General features: G+C 63.3%; 12 protein-coding genes and 2 tRNA genes. 10 read left to right on the top strand and 4 right to left on the bottom strand.

Features of this window, described 5'->3' with window-relative positions:
* Positions 1 to 50: 50 nt before the first annotated feature.
* A complete protein-coding gene (locus tag DJFAAGMI_RS14525; protein WP_211457666.1) occupies positions 51 to 1,022 on the top strand; it encodes a phosphoglycerate mutase in 972 nt (323 codons plus the stop codon).
* Positions 1,019 to 2,758 carry a single-stranded-DNA-specific exonuclease RecJ gene (gene recJ, locus DJFAAGMI_RS14530; protein WP_211457667.1) on the top strand — a complete coding sequence of 580 codons (1,740 nt, stop codon included), beginning with the start codon at positions 1,019 to 1,021 and terminating at the stop codon, positions 2,756 to 2,758. The genes DJFAAGMI_RS14525 and recJ overlap by 4 nt, the downstream gene beginning before the upstream one ends.
* Positions 2,759 to 2,864: 106 nt before the next feature.
* Here the strand turns inward: recJ and DJFAAGMI_RS14535 are convergent, their stop codons facing one another.
* On the bottom strand, positions 2,865 to 4,610 hold the full coding sequence (locus DJFAAGMI_RS14535) for a methyl-accepting chemotaxis protein (protein ID WP_211457668.1): 1,746 nt from the start codon (positions 4,608 to 4,610) through the stop codon (positions 2,865 to 2,867).
* Between the two features lie 189 nt (positions 4,611 to 4,799).
* Here DJFAAGMI_RS14535 and DJFAAGMI_RS14540 point away from each other — a divergent pair, with 189 nt between their 5' ends.
* Genes DJFAAGMI_RS14540 through DJFAAGMI_RS14550 form a run of 3 tightly spaced genes read left to right on the top strand, consistent with a single transcriptional unit; the run spans position 4,800 to position 6,660 of the window.
* A complete protein-coding gene (locus tag DJFAAGMI_RS14540; RefSeq protein ID WP_211457669.1) occupies positions 4,800 to 5,663 on the top strand; it encodes a 3',5'-nucleoside bisphosphate phosphatase in 864 nt (287 codons plus the stop codon).
* A gap of 18 nt (positions 5,664 to 5,681) precedes the next feature.
* Positions 5,682 to 6,326 (top strand): L-threonylcarbamoyladenylate synthase, encoded by a 645-nt coding sequence (locus DJFAAGMI_RS14545; protein ID WP_211457670.1) that lies wholly within the window; start codon positions 5,682 to 5,684, stop codon positions 6,324 to 6,326.
* A 10-nt stretch (positions 6,327 to 6,336) separates the two neighbouring features.
* Positions 6,337 to 6,660 carry a hypothetical protein gene (locus DJFAAGMI_RS14550; RefSeq protein ID WP_211457671.1) on the top strand — a complete coding sequence of 108 codons (324 nt, stop codon included), beginning with the start codon at positions 6,337 to 6,339 and terminating at the stop codon, positions 6,658 to 6,660.
* A 1-nt stretch (position 6,661) separates the two neighbouring features.
* Here DJFAAGMI_RS14550 and DJFAAGMI_RS14555 read toward each other — a convergent pair whose 3' ends face one another.
* A complete protein-coding gene (locus DJFAAGMI_RS14555; RefSeq protein ID WP_211457672.1) occupies positions 6,662 to 7,918 on the bottom strand; it encodes a methyl-accepting chemotaxis protein in 1,257 nt (418 codons plus the stop codon).
* 225 nt (positions 7,919 to 8,143) lie between these two features.
* Here DJFAAGMI_RS14555 and DJFAAGMI_RS14560 point away from each other — a divergent pair, with 225 nt between their 5' ends.
* The 5 genes from DJFAAGMI_RS14560 to DJFAAGMI_RS14580 all read left to right on the top strand — a co-directional run bounded on the left by DJFAAGMI_RS14560 (position 8,144) and on the right by DJFAAGMI_RS14580 (position 15,209).
* Positions 8,144 to 8,812 carry a site-2 protease family protein gene (locus DJFAAGMI_RS14560; RefSeq protein ID WP_043003435.1) on the top strand — a complete coding sequence of 223 codons (669 nt, stop codon included), beginning with the start codon at positions 8,144 to 8,146 and terminating at the stop codon, positions 8,810 to 8,812.
* 42 nt (positions 8,813 to 8,854) lie between these two features.
* On the top strand, positions 8,855 to 10,156 hold the full coding sequence (locus tag DJFAAGMI_RS14565; protein ID WP_211457673.1) for a tryptophan--tRNA ligase: 1,302 nt from the start codon (positions 8,855 to 8,857) through the stop codon (positions 10,154 to 10,156).
* Between the two features lie 78 nt (positions 10,157 to 10,234).
* Entirely contained in the window at positions 10,235 to 10,945 is a 711-nt protein-coding gene (locus tag DJFAAGMI_RS14570) for a response regulator transcription factor (protein ID WP_211457674.1), read from the top strand.
* A 74-nt stretch (positions 10,946 to 11,019) separates the two neighbouring features.
* Positions 11,020 to 12,726 (top strand): FecR family protein, encoded by a 1,707-nt coding sequence (locus DJFAAGMI_RS14575; protein WP_211457951.1) that lies wholly within the window; start codon positions 11,020 to 11,022, stop codon positions 12,724 to 12,726.
* Positions 12,727 to 12,842: 116 nt separating this feature from the next.
* Positions 12,843 to 15,209 (top strand): CHASE2 domain-containing protein, encoded by a 2,367-nt coding sequence (locus DJFAAGMI_RS14580; protein ID WP_211457675.1) that lies wholly within the window; start codon positions 12,843 to 12,845, stop codon positions 15,207 to 15,209.
* An 80-nt stretch (positions 15,210 to 15,289) separates the two neighbouring features.
* Here DJFAAGMI_RS14580 and DJFAAGMI_RS14585 read toward each other — a convergent pair.
* A tRNA-Arg gene (locus tag DJFAAGMI_RS14585) sits at positions 15,290 to 15,366 on the bottom strand.
* A 1,294-nt stretch (positions 15,367 to 16,660) separates the two neighbouring features.
* Positions 16,661 to 16,737 (bottom strand) — tRNA-Ile (locus tag DJFAAGMI_RS14590).
* Between the last annotated feature and the right edge of the window lie 15 nt (positions 16,738 to 16,752).

Raw genomic sequence — 16,752 nt, forward strand, 5'->3', positions numbered from 1 at the left:
AAGCCCCCCGCACCATGCCCAGGCGGCGGCCATGCCCGACAATAGCGCCCATGTCTTTGACCGCGCCTTTGCTGCCTGCCGCCCAAGCCCTGGGCACAGGCGCCTCTGAAATCATTGTTGCCTATGCCAGCGGCCCTGCCGACATTCCCCAGGCATGGGACGGTTTGCAACTCCCTCACCTGCAGGCCTTGCTAGCAACGCTGACGCCGACCTCGCTGGTGCAGGGCGACGAGATGGACTTCTCTCCTCCGCATGAGCGCGCCCTGGCCCGTGGCATGCAGCTGCCCGATACACCCGGGCTGATTCCCTGGGCTGCGCTGGCGGCTGGAGACAGCAGCCAGGCCTGCGCCTTCATCACGCCCTGCCACTGGCATATCACGCCGGACCAGGTCCATCAGACCGACCCGGCCGGCGCGCCACTGGACGAAGACGAATCCCGCCAGTTGCTGGCGCTGATCGCACCCTGGTTCAGCGACGACGGCATCACTCTGGAATATCTGCGCGCTGACCTCTGGCTGGCACGAGGCGCGGCCTTCAAGGGTCTGGCCACCGCCTCGATGGACCGCGCGCTGGGCCGTGACGTGCGCCCCTGGATGCCCGACCCGATTCAGGGAGCCATCATTCAGCGTCTGCAGACCGAGCTGCAGATGCTGCTCTACACCCATGTCTTCAACGACCGACGTGCCGAACGCGGCCTGCCGCCCATCAACTCCTTCTGGGTGCATGGCACCGGAGACCTTGCCAGCCTGCCAGCGTCGAACTCCCGGACCGTGTGCGTGGATGATCTGCGCCACACTGCGCTGCAAGGCAATGTGCAAGGCTGGCAAAAGGCCTGGCAGGCACTGGACAGCAGCCTGATCGCCGAGCTGCAGCAGCGGGCTGCCCGCGGAGAACCGGTCAAGCTCACGCTCTGCGGCGAGCGCAATGCCGTTCAATGGCAAAGCCAGCCACGCGGCCTGATGGACAGGATCAAGAGTGTTTTTGGCACGAAACGCTTGCCTGATCTGCGGGAAATGCTATGAAGATAATTCCCCGATCCATCCCCAACGACAGTGTCTCTGTACTGCTGCAGGCCAAGATTCATCCCTTGCTGGCCCAGCTCTATGCAGCGCGAGGCGTCTGCTCGGCCGATGAGCTGGACGATGCGCCGGCCCTGCTGCTGCCGCCCTCGGGCCTGCGCGGCATCGATGCTGCCGTGCAACTGCTGGCCGACGCCATAGCCGCGCAAAAGCGCCTGTGCATCGTCGCCGACTACGACTGCGATGGCGCAACCGCCTGCGCCGTGGGCCTGCGCGGCCTGCGCATGCTGGGCGCGGCCCATGCCGACTACCTCGTGCCCGACCGCGTGGTCGACGGCTACGGCCTGACCGCACCCATCTCGCGCCGCGTCAAGGAGACCGGTGCCGACATGCTGATCACCGTGGACAACGGCATTGCCAGCGTGGAAGGTGTGGCCGTGGCCAAGGAGCTGGGCATGTCGGTCGTGGTGACCGACCACCATCTGCCGGGCGACCACCTGCCGCCAGCGGACGCCATCGTCAACCCCAACCAGCCTGGCTGCGAGTTCGCCAGCAAGTCCATGGCCGGCGTGGGCGTCATGTTCTATGTGCTGCTGGCCCTGCGCACCGAGCTGCGCAACCGCGGCCGCTTTGATCGCCACAACCAGCCCAGGCTGGAGCAATTGCTGCCCCTGGTTGCACTGGGCACGGTGGCCGATGTGGTCAAGCTCGACGCCAACAACCGCCGCCTAGTGGCGCTGGGCCTCAAGCAGATTCGCAAAGGCAGCATGCAGCCCGGTATACGCGCGCTGTTCGAGGCATCGGGCCGCCGCTTTGACATGGCCTCCACCATCGACTTCGGTTTTGCCCTGGGACCGCGCATCAATGCCGCCGGTCGTCTTGCCGACATGACCATAGGCATCGAGTGCCTGACTACGGAAGATGTCAGCCGCGCCGACAATCTGGCACGCATGCTGGACAGCATCAACCGCGAGCGCCGCGAGATCGAGGTCAGCATGCGCGAGCATGCCCTGCTCATGGCCGAAGGCCTGTGCGAGGACGGCATGACACCGCCGCCTGCCATCAGCGTGTTCGACCCCGACTTTCACGAAGGCGTGGTCGGTGTGGTGGCCTCGCGCATCAAGGACAAGCTGCACCGGCCCACGTTTGTGTTTGCAGCCAGCGGCGCTCCGGGCAAGGAGCATGAGCTCAAGGGCTCGGGCCGCTCCATTCCAGGCTTTCATCTGCGCGATGCGCTGGACCTCGTCAGCAAGCGCCACCCCGGTCTGATACTGCGTTTTGGCGGCCACGCCATGGCAGCAGGCTGCACCATCACGGAAGCGCACTTTGACGAGTTCGAAAAGGCTTTTGCCCAGGTCGCCCGGGAATGGCTGGATGCTGCCACTCTGACACGCAGGCTGGAGACCGACGGGCCTCTTTCGCCCCAGTGGCTGGACACCGGCCTGATCGAACAAATGCAGCTGGCCGTCTGGGGTCAGGGCTTTGCCGCGCCGACTTTCAGCGAAGAGCTGGAAATCACCTCGCAGCGCCTGGTCGGCGAAAAGCATCTGAAGCTGGAGCTGTTGCACCACGGCTCCAAGATCGACGGCATCTGGTTCAACCACACCGACCCGCTGCCCGCGCGCACCACCCTGGCCTACCGCCTGGACATCAACGAATGGCGCGGCGAACGCAAGGTGCAGTTTCTCGTGGAAGCCGCGCAGGACTTCGAGGGCGGTGCCGGCAACATGGGCTTCTGATCTCACCAGCTATGCCACGCGGCCTGCTTGCTGGTCCCCGGTCTCCTCGCTACGTCAAGTAAGCATCAGCCTTAAAAACATGGGCCCTTCTCGGGCCCATGTTTATTTAGAACGTTTCCCAGTCCCCGTCGTCAGAGTCCGCAGCAGGCTTGGCCTTGCTGGCACTCAGTGCCGAAGGAGCCGGGCCGGCGGGCGCTTTCTTGATCGCTGGCCGAGCTGCAGCGGCAGTCTGCTTTACCGGGGCCATGGCCGGCATGGCACGGCTGGCCGGGCGCTGGGGAGCTACCGCCTTGGCATAGCCGGCCTCATGGCCAAGCTTGAAGACGGACACCACCTCTGCCAGGCGGCGCGCCTGCTCCTGCATGGACAGCGCCGCCGCGCTGGACTCCTCCACCAGCGCCGCGTTCTGCTGCGTCATCTGGTCCAGATTGCTCACTGCCTGATTGACCTGGTTGATGCCGTCGCGCTGCTCGGTGGACGAGGCCGTGATCTCGCCAATCAGGTCGCTGACGCGGCGCACGCTGGCCACGATCTCGCTCATGCTCTGTCCCGCCAGCTCCACCTGCTGCGAGCCCGACTGCACATTGTCCACGCTGGTGGTGATGAGCTGCTTGATCTCCTTGGCGGCTTCGGCACTGCGCTGTGCCAGGCTGCGCACCTCGCCAGCCACCACCGCAAAGCCACGGCCCTGCTCACCGGCACGCGCCGCTTCCACGGCCGCATTCAGGGCCAGGATATTGGTCTGGAAGGCGATGGAGTCGATCACGCCGATGATGTCGGCAATCTTGCGGCTGCTGTCGGTGATCTGGCCCATGCTCTGCACCACCTGCTGCACCACCCGACCGCCTTGCTCGGCGGCCTGGGCAGCGGTCGAGGCCAGCTGATTGGCCTGACGTGCCGTGTCGGCGGACTGGGTGACGGTGGCCGTCAGCTCTTCCATGCTGGCTGCGGTTTCCTCGAGATTGGCCGCCGTCTGCTCGGTGCGTGCCGACAGATCCTGGTTGCCCGTGGCAATCTGGCCCGAGGCCGAAGAGACGGATTCCACACCCGAACGCACCTGGCCGACGACGGAGCGCAGACGCTCGGCCATGGCGTTCAGGGACTTGAGCAGCAGGCCCAGTTCATCATGACGGTCATTGCGCACGGTCGCCGTCAAATCGCCGGCAGCGATGGAGTCGGCCAGAGCGACCGCCTCATTCAACGGAGCGATGATCGAGCGCAGGATCAGAGCCGCCATCGCCAGACCGAGCAGAACGATCATGCCGCAGACCAGACCGATAGCCACATAGGCCTGAGACTGGCGTGCTTCGCCATCGGCAATCGCACGCTGGCTGCGTTGCTCCTGCAGCTGCACAAACTTGCGCTGCGCATCCACGTAGACCTTGGCGTTGGGACGCAGCTGCTTTTCAACCAGATCGAAGGCCGCCGCAAAGTCATTGTCCTTGCGCGCGGCCTGGACGGCGGCATTGCTCTCCAGCGTCGCGCGCCTGCGCTCGGCGACTTCATCCAGCACCTTGCGCGATTCCTCGTCGGTGACCAGTTCGTTGAGCTTTTTCTGCAGCTCGGTGATATGCGCAATCCCGTCGCTCATCAGCTTGCGCTGCTGCTCCACCAGATTCTCCTCGGAAGAGATCGCTGCAACGATGGAGCGATCCACGCTTTGCTCGGTCAGGTGGCGCCACTCGCTGGCAATGTTGGCGGCCATTCGGGTGCGTGTGGCCTCCTTGGAGATGCTCACATAGACGCGATCCAGATAGATCAGGCTGCCTGCCGACACCAGCAGCAAGCCTGCCAGCAAGCCGATCACCAAAGCCCACAGCTTTTGTGACACCGAGAACTGATTCAATTTCATTTTTTATCCATCTCAATAAATCAAGCAATACCGTGGCAGCCGTAACGCTTTCTGAGTCTCACAAGCGCTGCAGCCAATCCTTCTTCGGCATGCGGGCGGCATATTTGAGCTTTGTTACAAGCGGCCGCCCCAAGCGTGCTCGCGCGATGACCCAGGTCATGATCGCCTGCAGCGGCCTACAATGAAGCCGTGCCAAAAACCTATCTCAACGCCGATCTGCACTGTCACTCCGTCGTCTCCGACGGCACCTTGACGCCCGAGCAGCTGGCTCTACGTGCTGCCGAGCGCGGAGTGGAGCTCTGGGCGCTGACCGACCACGACGAGGTCGGCGGCCAGCATCGCGCGGCAGCAGCCGCCAGATCAGCGGGACTGGACTATCTGACAGGCACGGAAATTTCCGTCAGCTTCTCGGGCCGCGGCGTGCACATCGTGGGCCTTGGCTTTGACGCCGACAATGCCGCGCTGACGCAAGGCCTCTACGACACGCGCCACGGCCGCGGCCCGCGCGCCCGCGAAATGGCCAGGCAGCTGGAACTGGCCGGCATTCCGGGGGCCTATGAAGGCGCGCTGCGCCACGCAGGCAACCCCGAGCTGATCTCGCGCACCCACTTTGCCCGTTCTCTCGTGGAGACCGGGGTCTGCGCCGACACCTATGAGGTCTTCAAACGCTATCTGACCGAAGGCAAGCCCGGCTATGTCGCCCATGTCTGGGCGAATCTGCACGACGCCGTGCGCTGGATCGTGGATGCTGGCGGCGTGGCCGTGATTGCGCATCCAGCGCGTTACGACCTGAGTCACAACGAGGAATATGCGCTGTTTTCCAAGTTCAAGGAGCTCGGCGGCCAGGGCGTGGAAGTTGTCACAGGCAGCCACCGCCCGCATGAATATGCAAGCTACGCCGATCTGGCTGTGGAATTCGGGCTGGCCGCCTCGCGCGGCAGCGACTTTCACAGCCCCGATGAATCGCAGATAGACCTGGGACAGCTGCCCTATCTGCCCAGCCAGCTCACACCCGTCTGGGAGCTGCTGGAGGAACGCATACAGCGCGCATAAAAAACAGAAAGAAGCCGCATGACCACCGTTTTTGAAGTCTATCCAGAGAACCCGCAGCCCCGCATCATCAAGCAGGCAGCGGACATGCTGCGCAAGGGCGCCATTCTTGCCGTTCCCACCGACTCCAGCTATGCCCTGGTCTGCCATCTGGACGACAAGAACGCCGTGGATCGCATGCGCCGCATCCGGCAGATCAACGACAAGCACCATCTGACGCTGCTGTGCCGCGATCTGTCCGAGCTGGCCAACTATGCCCGCGTGGACAACCGCCAGTACCGCCTGCTCAAGCTGGCCACGCCAGGCCCCTACACCTTTATTCTTGAAGCCAGCAAGGAAGTGCCCAAGCGCCTGAGCCACCCCTCGCGCAAGACCATAGGCCTGCGCGTGCCGGATCGCAAGGGCCTGCAACTGCTGCTGGAAGAACTGGGCGAGCCCTTGCTGGCCACCACCTTGATCGCGCCCGGCGAGACCGAGCCGCTCAATGATGCCGACTCCATCCTGGAGCGCTTTCCGCATGAGCTGGATGCCGTGGTCGACTCCGGTGCCTGCCCACAGCAACCCACCACGGTGCTGGACCTCACGCCCATGGCCTCGAACAATCCGCCCGTCGTGGTGCGCCAGGGCATGGGCAGCCTCAAGGACATCGGCCTGCAGCCCGAATAAGCACTGCCTCATGCAGAAAAGGCAGCCGCCGCAAGACTTGGTTCAGCGCCACTGGCCCTGGCTCATCGGCGTTCTCTGCACCTACTCGGTCATGGTGATGCTGCTGTTCTGGCAGGCATCTCTGTCATGGCTGATCTATGCCCTGGCCACCCTCTGGACGGCGTGGGCGATCCTGGCCTATGGCAAAGGCCAGTCATTCCATGTATCTCCAGGGCTGTCGGCGCAGGCGAATGATTCCATGCTGCGCCGCAGGGCCCTGCTGGCAACGGCCATCTGCCTGCACTGTGGCTTTACGGCCCTGGCCGTCTACGGCCATCTGCGCGCTTTGTCCTGAATCAGAACTCTTCGTAGGCCAGCTCTGGTGCACGAGCTGGCTGAGCCTGAGCCGCCGCAGCCCGGCGCGGTGCCGGCATGGCAGCAGGCGCCAGACCCGGTGCCTCATCATCATCGAGCTTGAAGGCACCCACGGCCTGCTGCAGATCCTGCGTGCGCGCATTGAGCGCCGCTGCGGCCTGCGTGGCCTGCATGACCAGGGCTGCGTTTTCCTGATTGGTGCTGTCCATATGGGCCACGGCCGTGTTCACATGGGCAATGCCCTCGCTTTGCTGCTGCAGCGCGCCCGAAATTTCACTCAGCAGCCCGGTGACCTGTCCCACGGACTGCATGATTTCCTTCATGGTGCTGCCGGCCTGACCCACCAGGCCCGAGCCGCTTTCGACCTGCGTCACGCTGGCCGTGATCAGTTCCTTGATCTGCTTGGCCGCCTCGGCACTGCGCTGCGCCAGCGAGCGCACCTCGCTGGCCACCACGGCGAAGCCACGTCCCTGCTCGCCGGCGCGGGCCGCTTCCACGGCCGCATTGAGCGCCAGGATATTGGTCTGGAAGGCAATGCCTTCAATCACCTGAATGATGTCCACAATCTTGCGCGAGCTGCTGCTGATGGCGTCCATGGTGTGAACCACCTGATCCACCACATCACCGCCGCGCCCGGCCGTGGCCGAAGCCGTGACGGCCAGAGAGCTGGCCGAATGGGCACGCTCGGCATTCTGGCGCACGGTGACGGTGAGCTGCTCCATGCTGGCGGCGGTTTCGGTCAGCGCGCTGACCTGCTGCTCGGTGCGGCTAGAGAGATTGGTGTTGCCGGCATCGATCTCGTAGGCCGACACCGCCAGCGAGTCGGTGGACTGCTTGATACGACCCACCAGCTCGGTCAGCGTGTCTTCCATGGTGCTCAGCGCAGTCAGCAAGCGCCCGAACTCGCCTTCGGCATTGGAAGAAAACTCCTTGCTCAGATCGCCTGCGGCCACGGTCTCGGCAATCAGGATGGCCTCCTGCAAGGGCGCCACGATGCGGCGACGCAGGCTGACCCAGGACCAGGCGCAGGAAATGCAGACCCAGCCCCCCAGTGCCAGCAGCCACCAGCGCGAGCGTTCCACCTCGGCCATCAGGCTCTGAGACTGCTGCACCGTCAGCGAGCCCGCCTTGAGCACATCCAGCACATCGGACATTGCTGACCAGGCAATTCCCATCAAAGCCAGCACAAAAACACTGATGCTGACAAACGCGATCACCAGTCGCTTGCTTACCGTCATATCGATCCCCTTGCCCTGTCCTGCCGAACGCCGTGTTATGTATTGATGTCGTCAAACCGCACAAACCTGCTCCGACATGCAAGCCGTGCCTGGGAATTTGCGCGAGTTGCATTTTGCTACATCTGGTTTACCACACAACTATGTGCAACCCGTATTTCTGCAAGCACCCACGGCTTGTCCCGGCACAACACAGCAGCTTGACGCGACGTCTGAGACAATCAGCGCGTGGAACCCACCGAACTCATACAAACCGTCCTGATCTACGCACTGCCCGTGCTGTTCGCCATCACCATTCATGAGGCGGCGCACGGCTATGCTGCGCGTCACTTTGGCGACAACACCGCAGCCATGATGGGGCGCATAACGCTCAACCCCATCAAGCATATCGACCCCATCGGCACCATCTTGATGCCGCTGCTGCTGTATTTCGCAACCTCGGGCGCATTTCTTTTCGGCTACGCCAAGCCCGTACCCGTGCGCTTCGACCATCTGCGTCACCCCAAGCGCGACATGATCTGGGTCGCGCTGGCCGGCCCTGCCTCCAATTTCGTGCAGGCCGTGTTCTGGGGCCTGCTGCTGATCGTGCTGGTAGGCACAGGTCTGCAGGAGCGCTTTTTCCTCGAGATGTGCCGCGCCGGCATCCTGGTCAATCTGGTGATGTGGGCCTTCAACCTGTTTCCGCTGCCACCTCTGGACGGCGGCCGCATCCTGGTCGGCCTGCTGCCCTGGAAGCAGGCACAAGTGCTGGCACGCGTCGAGCCCTATGGCTTCTTCATCGTCATGGCATTGGTGATCGCCGGCGTGGTCGGCAGCTTCTGGCTGCGCCCGCTGATGAGCCTGGGCTACTCGGCCATCGATCTGATCCTCTACCCCTTCATGGCCTTGCTGCGCTGAACCCAGCGCCTGGTCTGCTACTGATATCTGTTGTTGATCCCTATGAGCACCACCCGTTTTCTGACCGGCATCACCCCCAGCGGTACCCCACACCTGGGCAACTACGCAGGCATGATGCGCCCGGCCATCGAAGCCAGCCGCGACAAGAATGTGGAGAACTTCTACTTTCTGGCCGACTACCACGCCCTCATCAAGTGCCAGGACCCCGAGCGCGTGCAGCGTTCGACCATCGAGATCGCCGCCAGCTGGCTGGCCGCAGGCCTGGACCCCGAGCATGTGACCTTCTACCGCCAGTCGGACATCCCCGAGATTCCGGAGCTGACCTGGTTTCTGACCTGCGTGACCGGCAAGGGTCTGCTCAACCGCGCCCATGCCTACAAGGCGGCGGTGGACAAGAACAATGCATCCGGCACCGAACCTGACGACGGCGTGACCGCCGGCCTCTTCATGTACCCCGTGCTCATGGGTGCCGACATCCTGATCTTCAATGCCAACAAGGTCCCCGTGGGCCGCGACCAGGTCCAGCATCTGGAGATGGCGCGCGATATGGCGTCCAGCTTCAACCACATCTACGGCAACGAGTACTTCACCCTGCCCGAAGCCGTGGTGGAAGAGTCCGTCGCCACCCTGCCCGGCCTTGACGGTCGCAAGATGAGCAAGAGCTACAACAACACGATTCCGCTGTTCGCACCACGCGAGCAGCTCAGGAAGCTCATCAACAGCATCACCACCGACTCGCGCGCTCCCGGCGAAGCCAAGGAAGTCGAAGGCTCGGCCCTGTTCCAGATCTATCAGGGCTTCGCCAGCGAAGAGGAAAGTGCCGCACTGCGCCAGCAATATGCCGAAGGCATTGCCTGGGGCGATGCCAAGCAGATCCTGTTCGAGCGCATCGACCGCGAAATCTCCCCCATGCGCGAGCGCTACGAGTATCTGATTGCCCATCCCGCCGAGCTGGAAGAGATTCTTCAGGCCGGCGCGGTCAAGGCCCGCAAGCTGGCGACTCCTTTGCTGCAGCAGCTGCGCGCCGCCGTCGGCATCCGCAATCTGGCGCAGGCCAGCAAGGCCAAGACCAAGGTTGCCAAGACGGCGCTGCCCCAGTTCAAGCAGTATCGCGAGACGGACGGCCAGTTCTACTTCAAGCTGGTGGCTGCCGACGGCCAGCTGCTGCTGCAAAGCCTCGGCTTTGCAGCGCCCAAGGAAGCGGGCCAGAGCATTGCCCAGCTGCAGCGCGAAGGCGCGACGGCGCTGGCCGGCCTCAAGCCGCGCCTGCAGACGCTGGCCGACGTCAGCGACGACCAGGTGATCCAGGCTCTGGAACAACTGCGTGAGGCCGCCGAGCAATAGCTCCTCACCCCTATGGGACGCTGCCTCTGCACTCACGAGGCAGCGCGGATTTAATCCTTCGCACTAAAGGAACGACCGATGCGCATTGCTGCCCTGGACGACGATCCACTACAACTGGAACTGTTGCAACAAGTCGCGACGGAAGCTGGGCACAGCTGTCACTCTTACCTCAAGGGGGCTGCCCTTCAGCAGGCCCTGCGTCGTGAAAGCTTCGATCTGCTGCTTGTCGACTGGGAACTGCCCGATAGCAGCGGACCGGACATCGTGCGCTGGGTGCGCGAGCAGATCAGCAAGGAAGTACCGATCATCTTCGTGACCCACCGCAGCGAAGAGACCGACATCGTCGAAGGTCTGGCCAGCGGCGCCGATGACTTCATGATCAAGCCCATCCGCGCGGGCGAGCTGCGCGCACGCATCGCCGCCCTGCTGCGCCGCGCCTATCCGCTGACGGCACAAAGCGTGCTTGACTTCGGCCCCTACCGCTTTCTCACCACCACCAACGGCATCGAGATGGAAGGCAAGCCCGTGGAGGTCACGCACCGTGAATACACGCTGGCGCTGACGCTGTTCCAGAACCAGGGCCGGCTGCTCTCGCGCGATCATCTGCGCGAGGTCGTCTGGGGGCATAACGCCGAGGTGCAATCGCGCTCGCTGGACACCCATGTCTCGCGCCTGCGCAATCTGCTGAATCTGCGTGCTGGCCAGCCCTATGCCATCTCGGCCGTTTATGGCTATGGTTACCGCCTCGATGCCCCCGAAACTACGGAGCCTGCAACCCCGGCTGCTTGAGTTTGAGCAGCCCCTTCACCTCTGATCCTGAAATGCCTGATTTACGTCCAACCCTCCGCTCTGCCCGCACCCCTTTGCCCATGCTGGGCGCTGGCATGCTGTGGGTGGCGTTCGGAGGAATGACGGCGACAGGTGTCGCCCATGCCCAGATCACGCCGCGCGGCAACGATGCCATAGCCCACCGCGTGGTGAGCGGAGATACGCTGGAGGTGCTGGCGGCCCGCTATCTGGGCGACCACAAGCGCTGGACTGCGCTGCAAAGCCATAACAAGGTGCTGGACCCGCTACGTCTGCGCCCCGGCTCGGTGCTGGAAATTCCCACCCGTCTGCTGCGCGCGGCAATGGCCTCGGTGGAGTTTGTGCAGGGCGATGTGCAAAGCACGCGCTCGCTCGACCATCTCGCCGACTCGGCCAAGGCGCCGGCCCAGCCCGTGCGAAAAGGCCAGTTGCTGCAAGAGGGCGATTCGCTCCAGGTTCCCGCCAACGCCTTTGTCTCCGTGCGCCTGGCCGATGGCTCTCTGGTGCGCGTGCAGTCGGAATCCGATGTCGAGCTGCGCCAGATGCGCCGCAAAGGCCGTGCCGGCAACCTGCAGTCCGTGATTGATCTGCGCGAGGGCGCTATCGAAGCCAACGTGCCCAAGCAAGCCAATGGCGAGCGCCGTTTCGAGGTACGCACCCAGGCAGCGTCGACCAGTGTGCGCGGCACCCGGTTTCTGGTGTGGAGCGACGAGCAGGGCCGCACGGCTGCTGCCGTCGACGAAGGCTCGGTCGCCGTGCATATGGGCAAGCCCTCGGAACTGCTCAAGCCGGGTCAAGGCCTGTCGGTGTCCGCCGATGGCCAGCTCGGCAAGCCCACGGCGATGCTGGCGGCTCCCGATATCGCGGCCTGGCCCGCCTTGATCGAAGACGCCAGCTGGGTCAGCCTGCCCCTGCCCGCCATGGCAGGTGCCGTGCGCTATCAGGTGCTGCTGGCCCAGGACAAGGATTTGACGCAAATCGTGCGCGGCGGCCTGTTCACCCGGTCACCGGCACGCCTGACGGGTGTGGAAGACGGCAGCTATATTGCCGCGATTCGCGCCATCGATGCCAATGGCATTCCCGGCAGGCCCAGCCTGCAGGCGCTGCGCGTGAAGGCCCATCCGGTGCCCCCGCTCTATGAATCGCCAGCGCCCGACGCCACCGTCGGACAGGGCCAGAACGGCCTGAAGTGCACCCAGGTGGCCGAAGCCTCGGCCTACCGTATCCAGGTCATCGCTGCGAACGGCAACTTTGCCCAGCCCCTGATCGACGCCGGCGAGCTCAAGGACTGCGCCCTGCCCGCCGAGGCACTGGCCAGTCTGCCCGTCGGCGAATATCTGTGGCGCGTGGGCAGCATCCGCACGCTGGGCAACGGCCAGCCTGATGCGGGCCCCTTCGCCGCCCCGCAAAAGATGAAGCTGGCCTTGGCCCCGCAATCGCCCGAGCTGCAGATCGGCGGCGCGCCCGGCGAGGGCAGCAGCCTGATTCACTGGGCAGGCGAAGAGGGCCAGCGCTACCGCATCGTGGTGGCCAGCGACACCGGTTTTGCCGCGCCCCTGGTCGATACCTGGGTGACCCAGCCGCAGTGGAGCACGCAGGAACTGGCCCCCGGCACCTACTATCTGCAGATGCAGGTCGAGGATGCCAACGGTCTGCGCAGCAACCTCTCTGCCGCACGTCAATTCCAGACCGGCAGCTGGGTGACCTCGTCCGAAGGACAGGCGCTGACTTCCGGCGATGGCCTGCGTCTGATGCGTCAATAAAAACAATAGCTGCCAGCGCTTGAATTTCATGAAACTCCAAAGGATTCATGTCTCAAATTCATATCTACCAAGCGCTAGAAGCTATGGTTTGATGAGCGCCAAACCAGGCCATGCCCATGGTTGAAGCCCCCATCCCGCGCAAAAGCCGATTGCAGAATCTGCGCCTGAGCTGGCTGCTGCTCAGCGCCTTCCTGCTCGGCCTTACCTGGTGGCTCAGCGGCCCGGGCCAGCTACCGCGCATCAACGGCATTCTTCAGGACACCTCGGTCTGGCTGCACCAGCGTCCGGCCTCGCCCGAGGTCGTCATCGTGGCCATCGACGATGACAGCATCGACAGCATAGGCCGCTGGCCCTGGCGCCGTGCGCTGCACGCGGCCTTGCTGGATCGCATCGCGCAGGGCCAGCCTCGCGCCATCGGCATGGATGTGGTCTTCAGCGAGGAAGACCTGGACTACCCCGGCGACGATCTGCTGCTGCAGCAGGCACTGAAAAAAAGCGGCAATGTGGTGCTGCCCGTCACACGCGCCGCGCAGAACGGCGCCACCGCTCCGCTGAAGGGCCTTGCCGGCGAAGCTGCCGCACTGGGCCACACCCAGATGCCGATGGATGCCGACGGGGTGGTGCGGCGCTTTTACGCACAGGAAGGCACGCCCGCCCAGCCCTGGTGGCATATGGCACTGAGCCTGCACTGCGTGGGCCAGAACGCCGGGCCCTGCCCGCCACCTGCCCAGTCTCCAGCCGGCCCGGCGGCGGGCGACTCCTGGCAGAAACGGGAGCCCCGCTTCATCGCCTTTGCCCAGGCGGCGCAAGACCGCCAGAAAAGCCTGGGTTCGCCATTCACCACCTACTCCTATATCGACGTCCTGCGCGGCGACATTCCGGCAGCCGCCTTTCGCGGCAAATACGTGCTGATTGGAGCGACCGCAGCAGGTCTCGGCGAAAAATTCACTGCCCCCATCGGCCTGGATGCACGCCTGATCTCCAACGTGGAAATGCTGGGCCATGTGCTCAACGGCATATTGCAGGGCACGCACCTGGAAACGGCATCTGCCCTGCTCAACCGCAGCCTCAATCTGCTGCCCGTGCTGCTGGGCCTGCTGGCGCTAGCCTGGTTCGGCCCCTCTGGCGGGCTGATTTCCAGCATCCTGCTGGCCTTGCTCAGCCTGCTGATTGCCGGCCTGGCGCCGCGCTGGGGCCATATCCAGACAGAGCCCGCGGCAGCGCTACTGAGCTTGGCGCTGGCCTACCCGCTGTGGAGCTGGCTGCGCCTTCGCGCCGCGACACGCTTTCTGGCGCTGGAGCTGCGCGATCTGCAGGACCAGGGGCTGCCGACTGCCAGCCGCAGCGCTCTCAAGGGGGATGCACTGGATCAGCGCATCTCGGCCGTGGAGCAGGCCTCGCGCCAGCTGCGCTCCCTGCATCACTTCGTGAGCGAAAGCCTGCGCCAGCTGCCATCCGCCACCTTTGTCTGCGGCCGCAACGGACTGGTGCTGCTGGCCAATACCGCCGCCCACCGCTATATCGAAAGCCTGGGCCTCAACCTGCAGCAAGGCGACGACCTGGTCTTGCTGCTGGCCGAACTCCACCACGCCGCCAGTGACGAAGAACGTGCAGCCAGAGCGCCCGACGCCAACACCCCCCTGCTGAGCCGCAGCGCCATGCAAAATGCCACGCTGCCGCGTCAAAGCGAGGGGCGCGACTCCCAGGGCCGCCATCTGATGCTGCTGAGCCAGACCTTCGAGGCACCGCCCACCTCGGGCTGGCTCATCACCCTGGTCGATATCAGCGACCTGCGCAGCGCACAGGCCCAGCGCGATCAGGCCATGCAGTTCATCTCCCACGATATCCGCGCGCCCATCGGCTCCATCATCACCTTGCTGGAGATGCAGCGCACGGGCAAACGCATCGAGTCGGAGGAGGCCCTCTTCGCCCGCATAGAGGGCTACGCCCAGTCGTCGCTGCAACTGGCGGACGACTTTGTGCATCTGGCCAGAGCCCAGCGGCAGCAATACCGCAGCGAGATTGTGGACCTGGGCCTGCTGGCGGATCAAGCCGTCTCGGACTGCTGGGCCCAGGCGAGCCAGCAGAACGTGCAACTGGTGTTCGAGCTGCCGGATGCCGAAGCCTGCGTGCACGGCGACCCCGGCCTGCTGCACCGCGCCGTCATCAACTTGCTGACCAACGCCATCAAGTACGGCAAGCCGCAGGATGCAGATGCAGGCGCGGTGGTCGACATCCGCATCGTCGAGCAGGGCAACCACTGGGGCATTGCCGTGCACGATCACGGCCCGGGCATGGATGAGGAGTCACTGGCCAGACTCAGCCAGCCCTTCGAACGTCTGCAGCAGCACCAGCGCATGGACGGCGTGGGCCTGGGCCTGGCCTTCACGCGCACCGTGGCACAGCGCCACGGCGGCAGTCTGCAGATCAGCAGCCAGCCCGGCCAGGGCAGCACCTTCAGCCTGCTGATCCCCAAGGCCTGAGAGCGCCTGAAAACCGGGCAGCCTCAGGCCCGGAAACGAAAAAACCTCAGAACTTTGCAGTTCTGAGGTTTGACGTTTTGTGGTGCGGCTGGCAGGAATCGAACCCACGACCCCTTGGTTCGTAGCCAAGTACTCTATCCAGCTGAGCTACAGCCGCAACAGGGTTGTATTCTAGCAGTGCAAAAACGCCCGCCAGATCAAACCCGGCAATTTTTTCACACCCGACAAAGAAAAAAGCCTGCCATTGATGAAGACGGCAGGCTTTCGTGCGGCTTGGCAGGGCGTGGCGGACTTGAACCGACGACCAAAGGATCATGAATCCTGTCAACCCAGCGGATCGGTTTGACTACCGATATTCCAGTGTCACCACTCGGCTGGGGTGAATGGTGCCTGCTTCGGCACTTGCAGCCATCGGCGAATCTGACACGCTTACCTTGACCATGTGTTCGGTTGCAGGAGCAAGCTTACCTTCGCGCGTGAAGCAACTGGCTTGAGGTTTGGTGGGCGCTGCGGCGCCGAACTCTGTGACCTTGCAGTGTGTAGGTTCCACAATCGAGCCAACGAATCGGATGGTTCCACTGGCGGCTTGAGTCATAGATGGAACACACAGTTGAAGCGCAATAGCAATTACTGGCAGGCATATTTTCATGACCATTCCACTTTCTGAGATCGTTGAAGAAAAGGCTCTTCACATTTGTTAACGACCAATGATTCGCATACTTGAGTTTTCTGCGCCAAGGGAAGCCACCATGGCGCACCTGCCGGTTTATTCCGCGATGTTCATGGGCATCCCGGATAGGTTCTGAGTGGACGCTGCGCTCCTTGCGACGTCGAAGCGGATACCGATATCCCAGCGAAGGACTGTCACTGCGTACTCGAGGCAACGGCCGGTGCACGCCCACTCTTGTTGAGGAGCTGTGCCGCTTTGCGCTGACTAAAGTCCCTCCGTTCGCTCTGAGCCAGCCAGAAGCAGCGTATGAGGAACAGGCCGAGTTCAATCGGTCATCGCGACAGCTTCAACAACCATGAGGTGGATCGACAAAGGTGCCAGCAAACGGCTCAACGAAGCAGTAAACGATTTGAGGCCATTGCACGAAGTCCGATTTGCCAATGCTCCGGCCCTGTCTGCAGGAAGTGAGACCAAGGCGCGGGACCCGGCTTGAGACTGGCTCAGACTTAGCCAAACCGCTTCTGTGCTTGGGAAGGAACAGGCTTGTACCTTGGTAACCTGGCTGATGAAGAGAGCAATGTCCGGCTGCTGGTCCTTCGAGCACAACGCGCGTGACTGTCAGTTCTTGTACGCCTCTGACGAATAACAAAAAACGAGAGCAGGCAATGCCATCAAGCCGCTAGAAAGTACAGAACATGTACTACTGGATGCATATGGGATGCATCAACAGAAAAAGAAAAAGCCCGCTATTTTTTAGATAGCGGGCTTTCCTTGTGTAGATTGGTAGGGCGTGGCGGACTTGAACCGACGACCAAAGGATTATGAGTCCTCTGCTCTAACCAACTGAGCTAACGCCCCAACACTGACAACAGC

Origin of the sequence: Comamonas brasiliensis (assembly GCF_018292285.1) — a bacterium.
Taxonomy (GTDB): Bacteria; Pseudomonadota; Gammaproteobacteria; order Burkholderiales; family Burkholderiaceae_C; genus Comamonas; species Comamonas brasiliensis.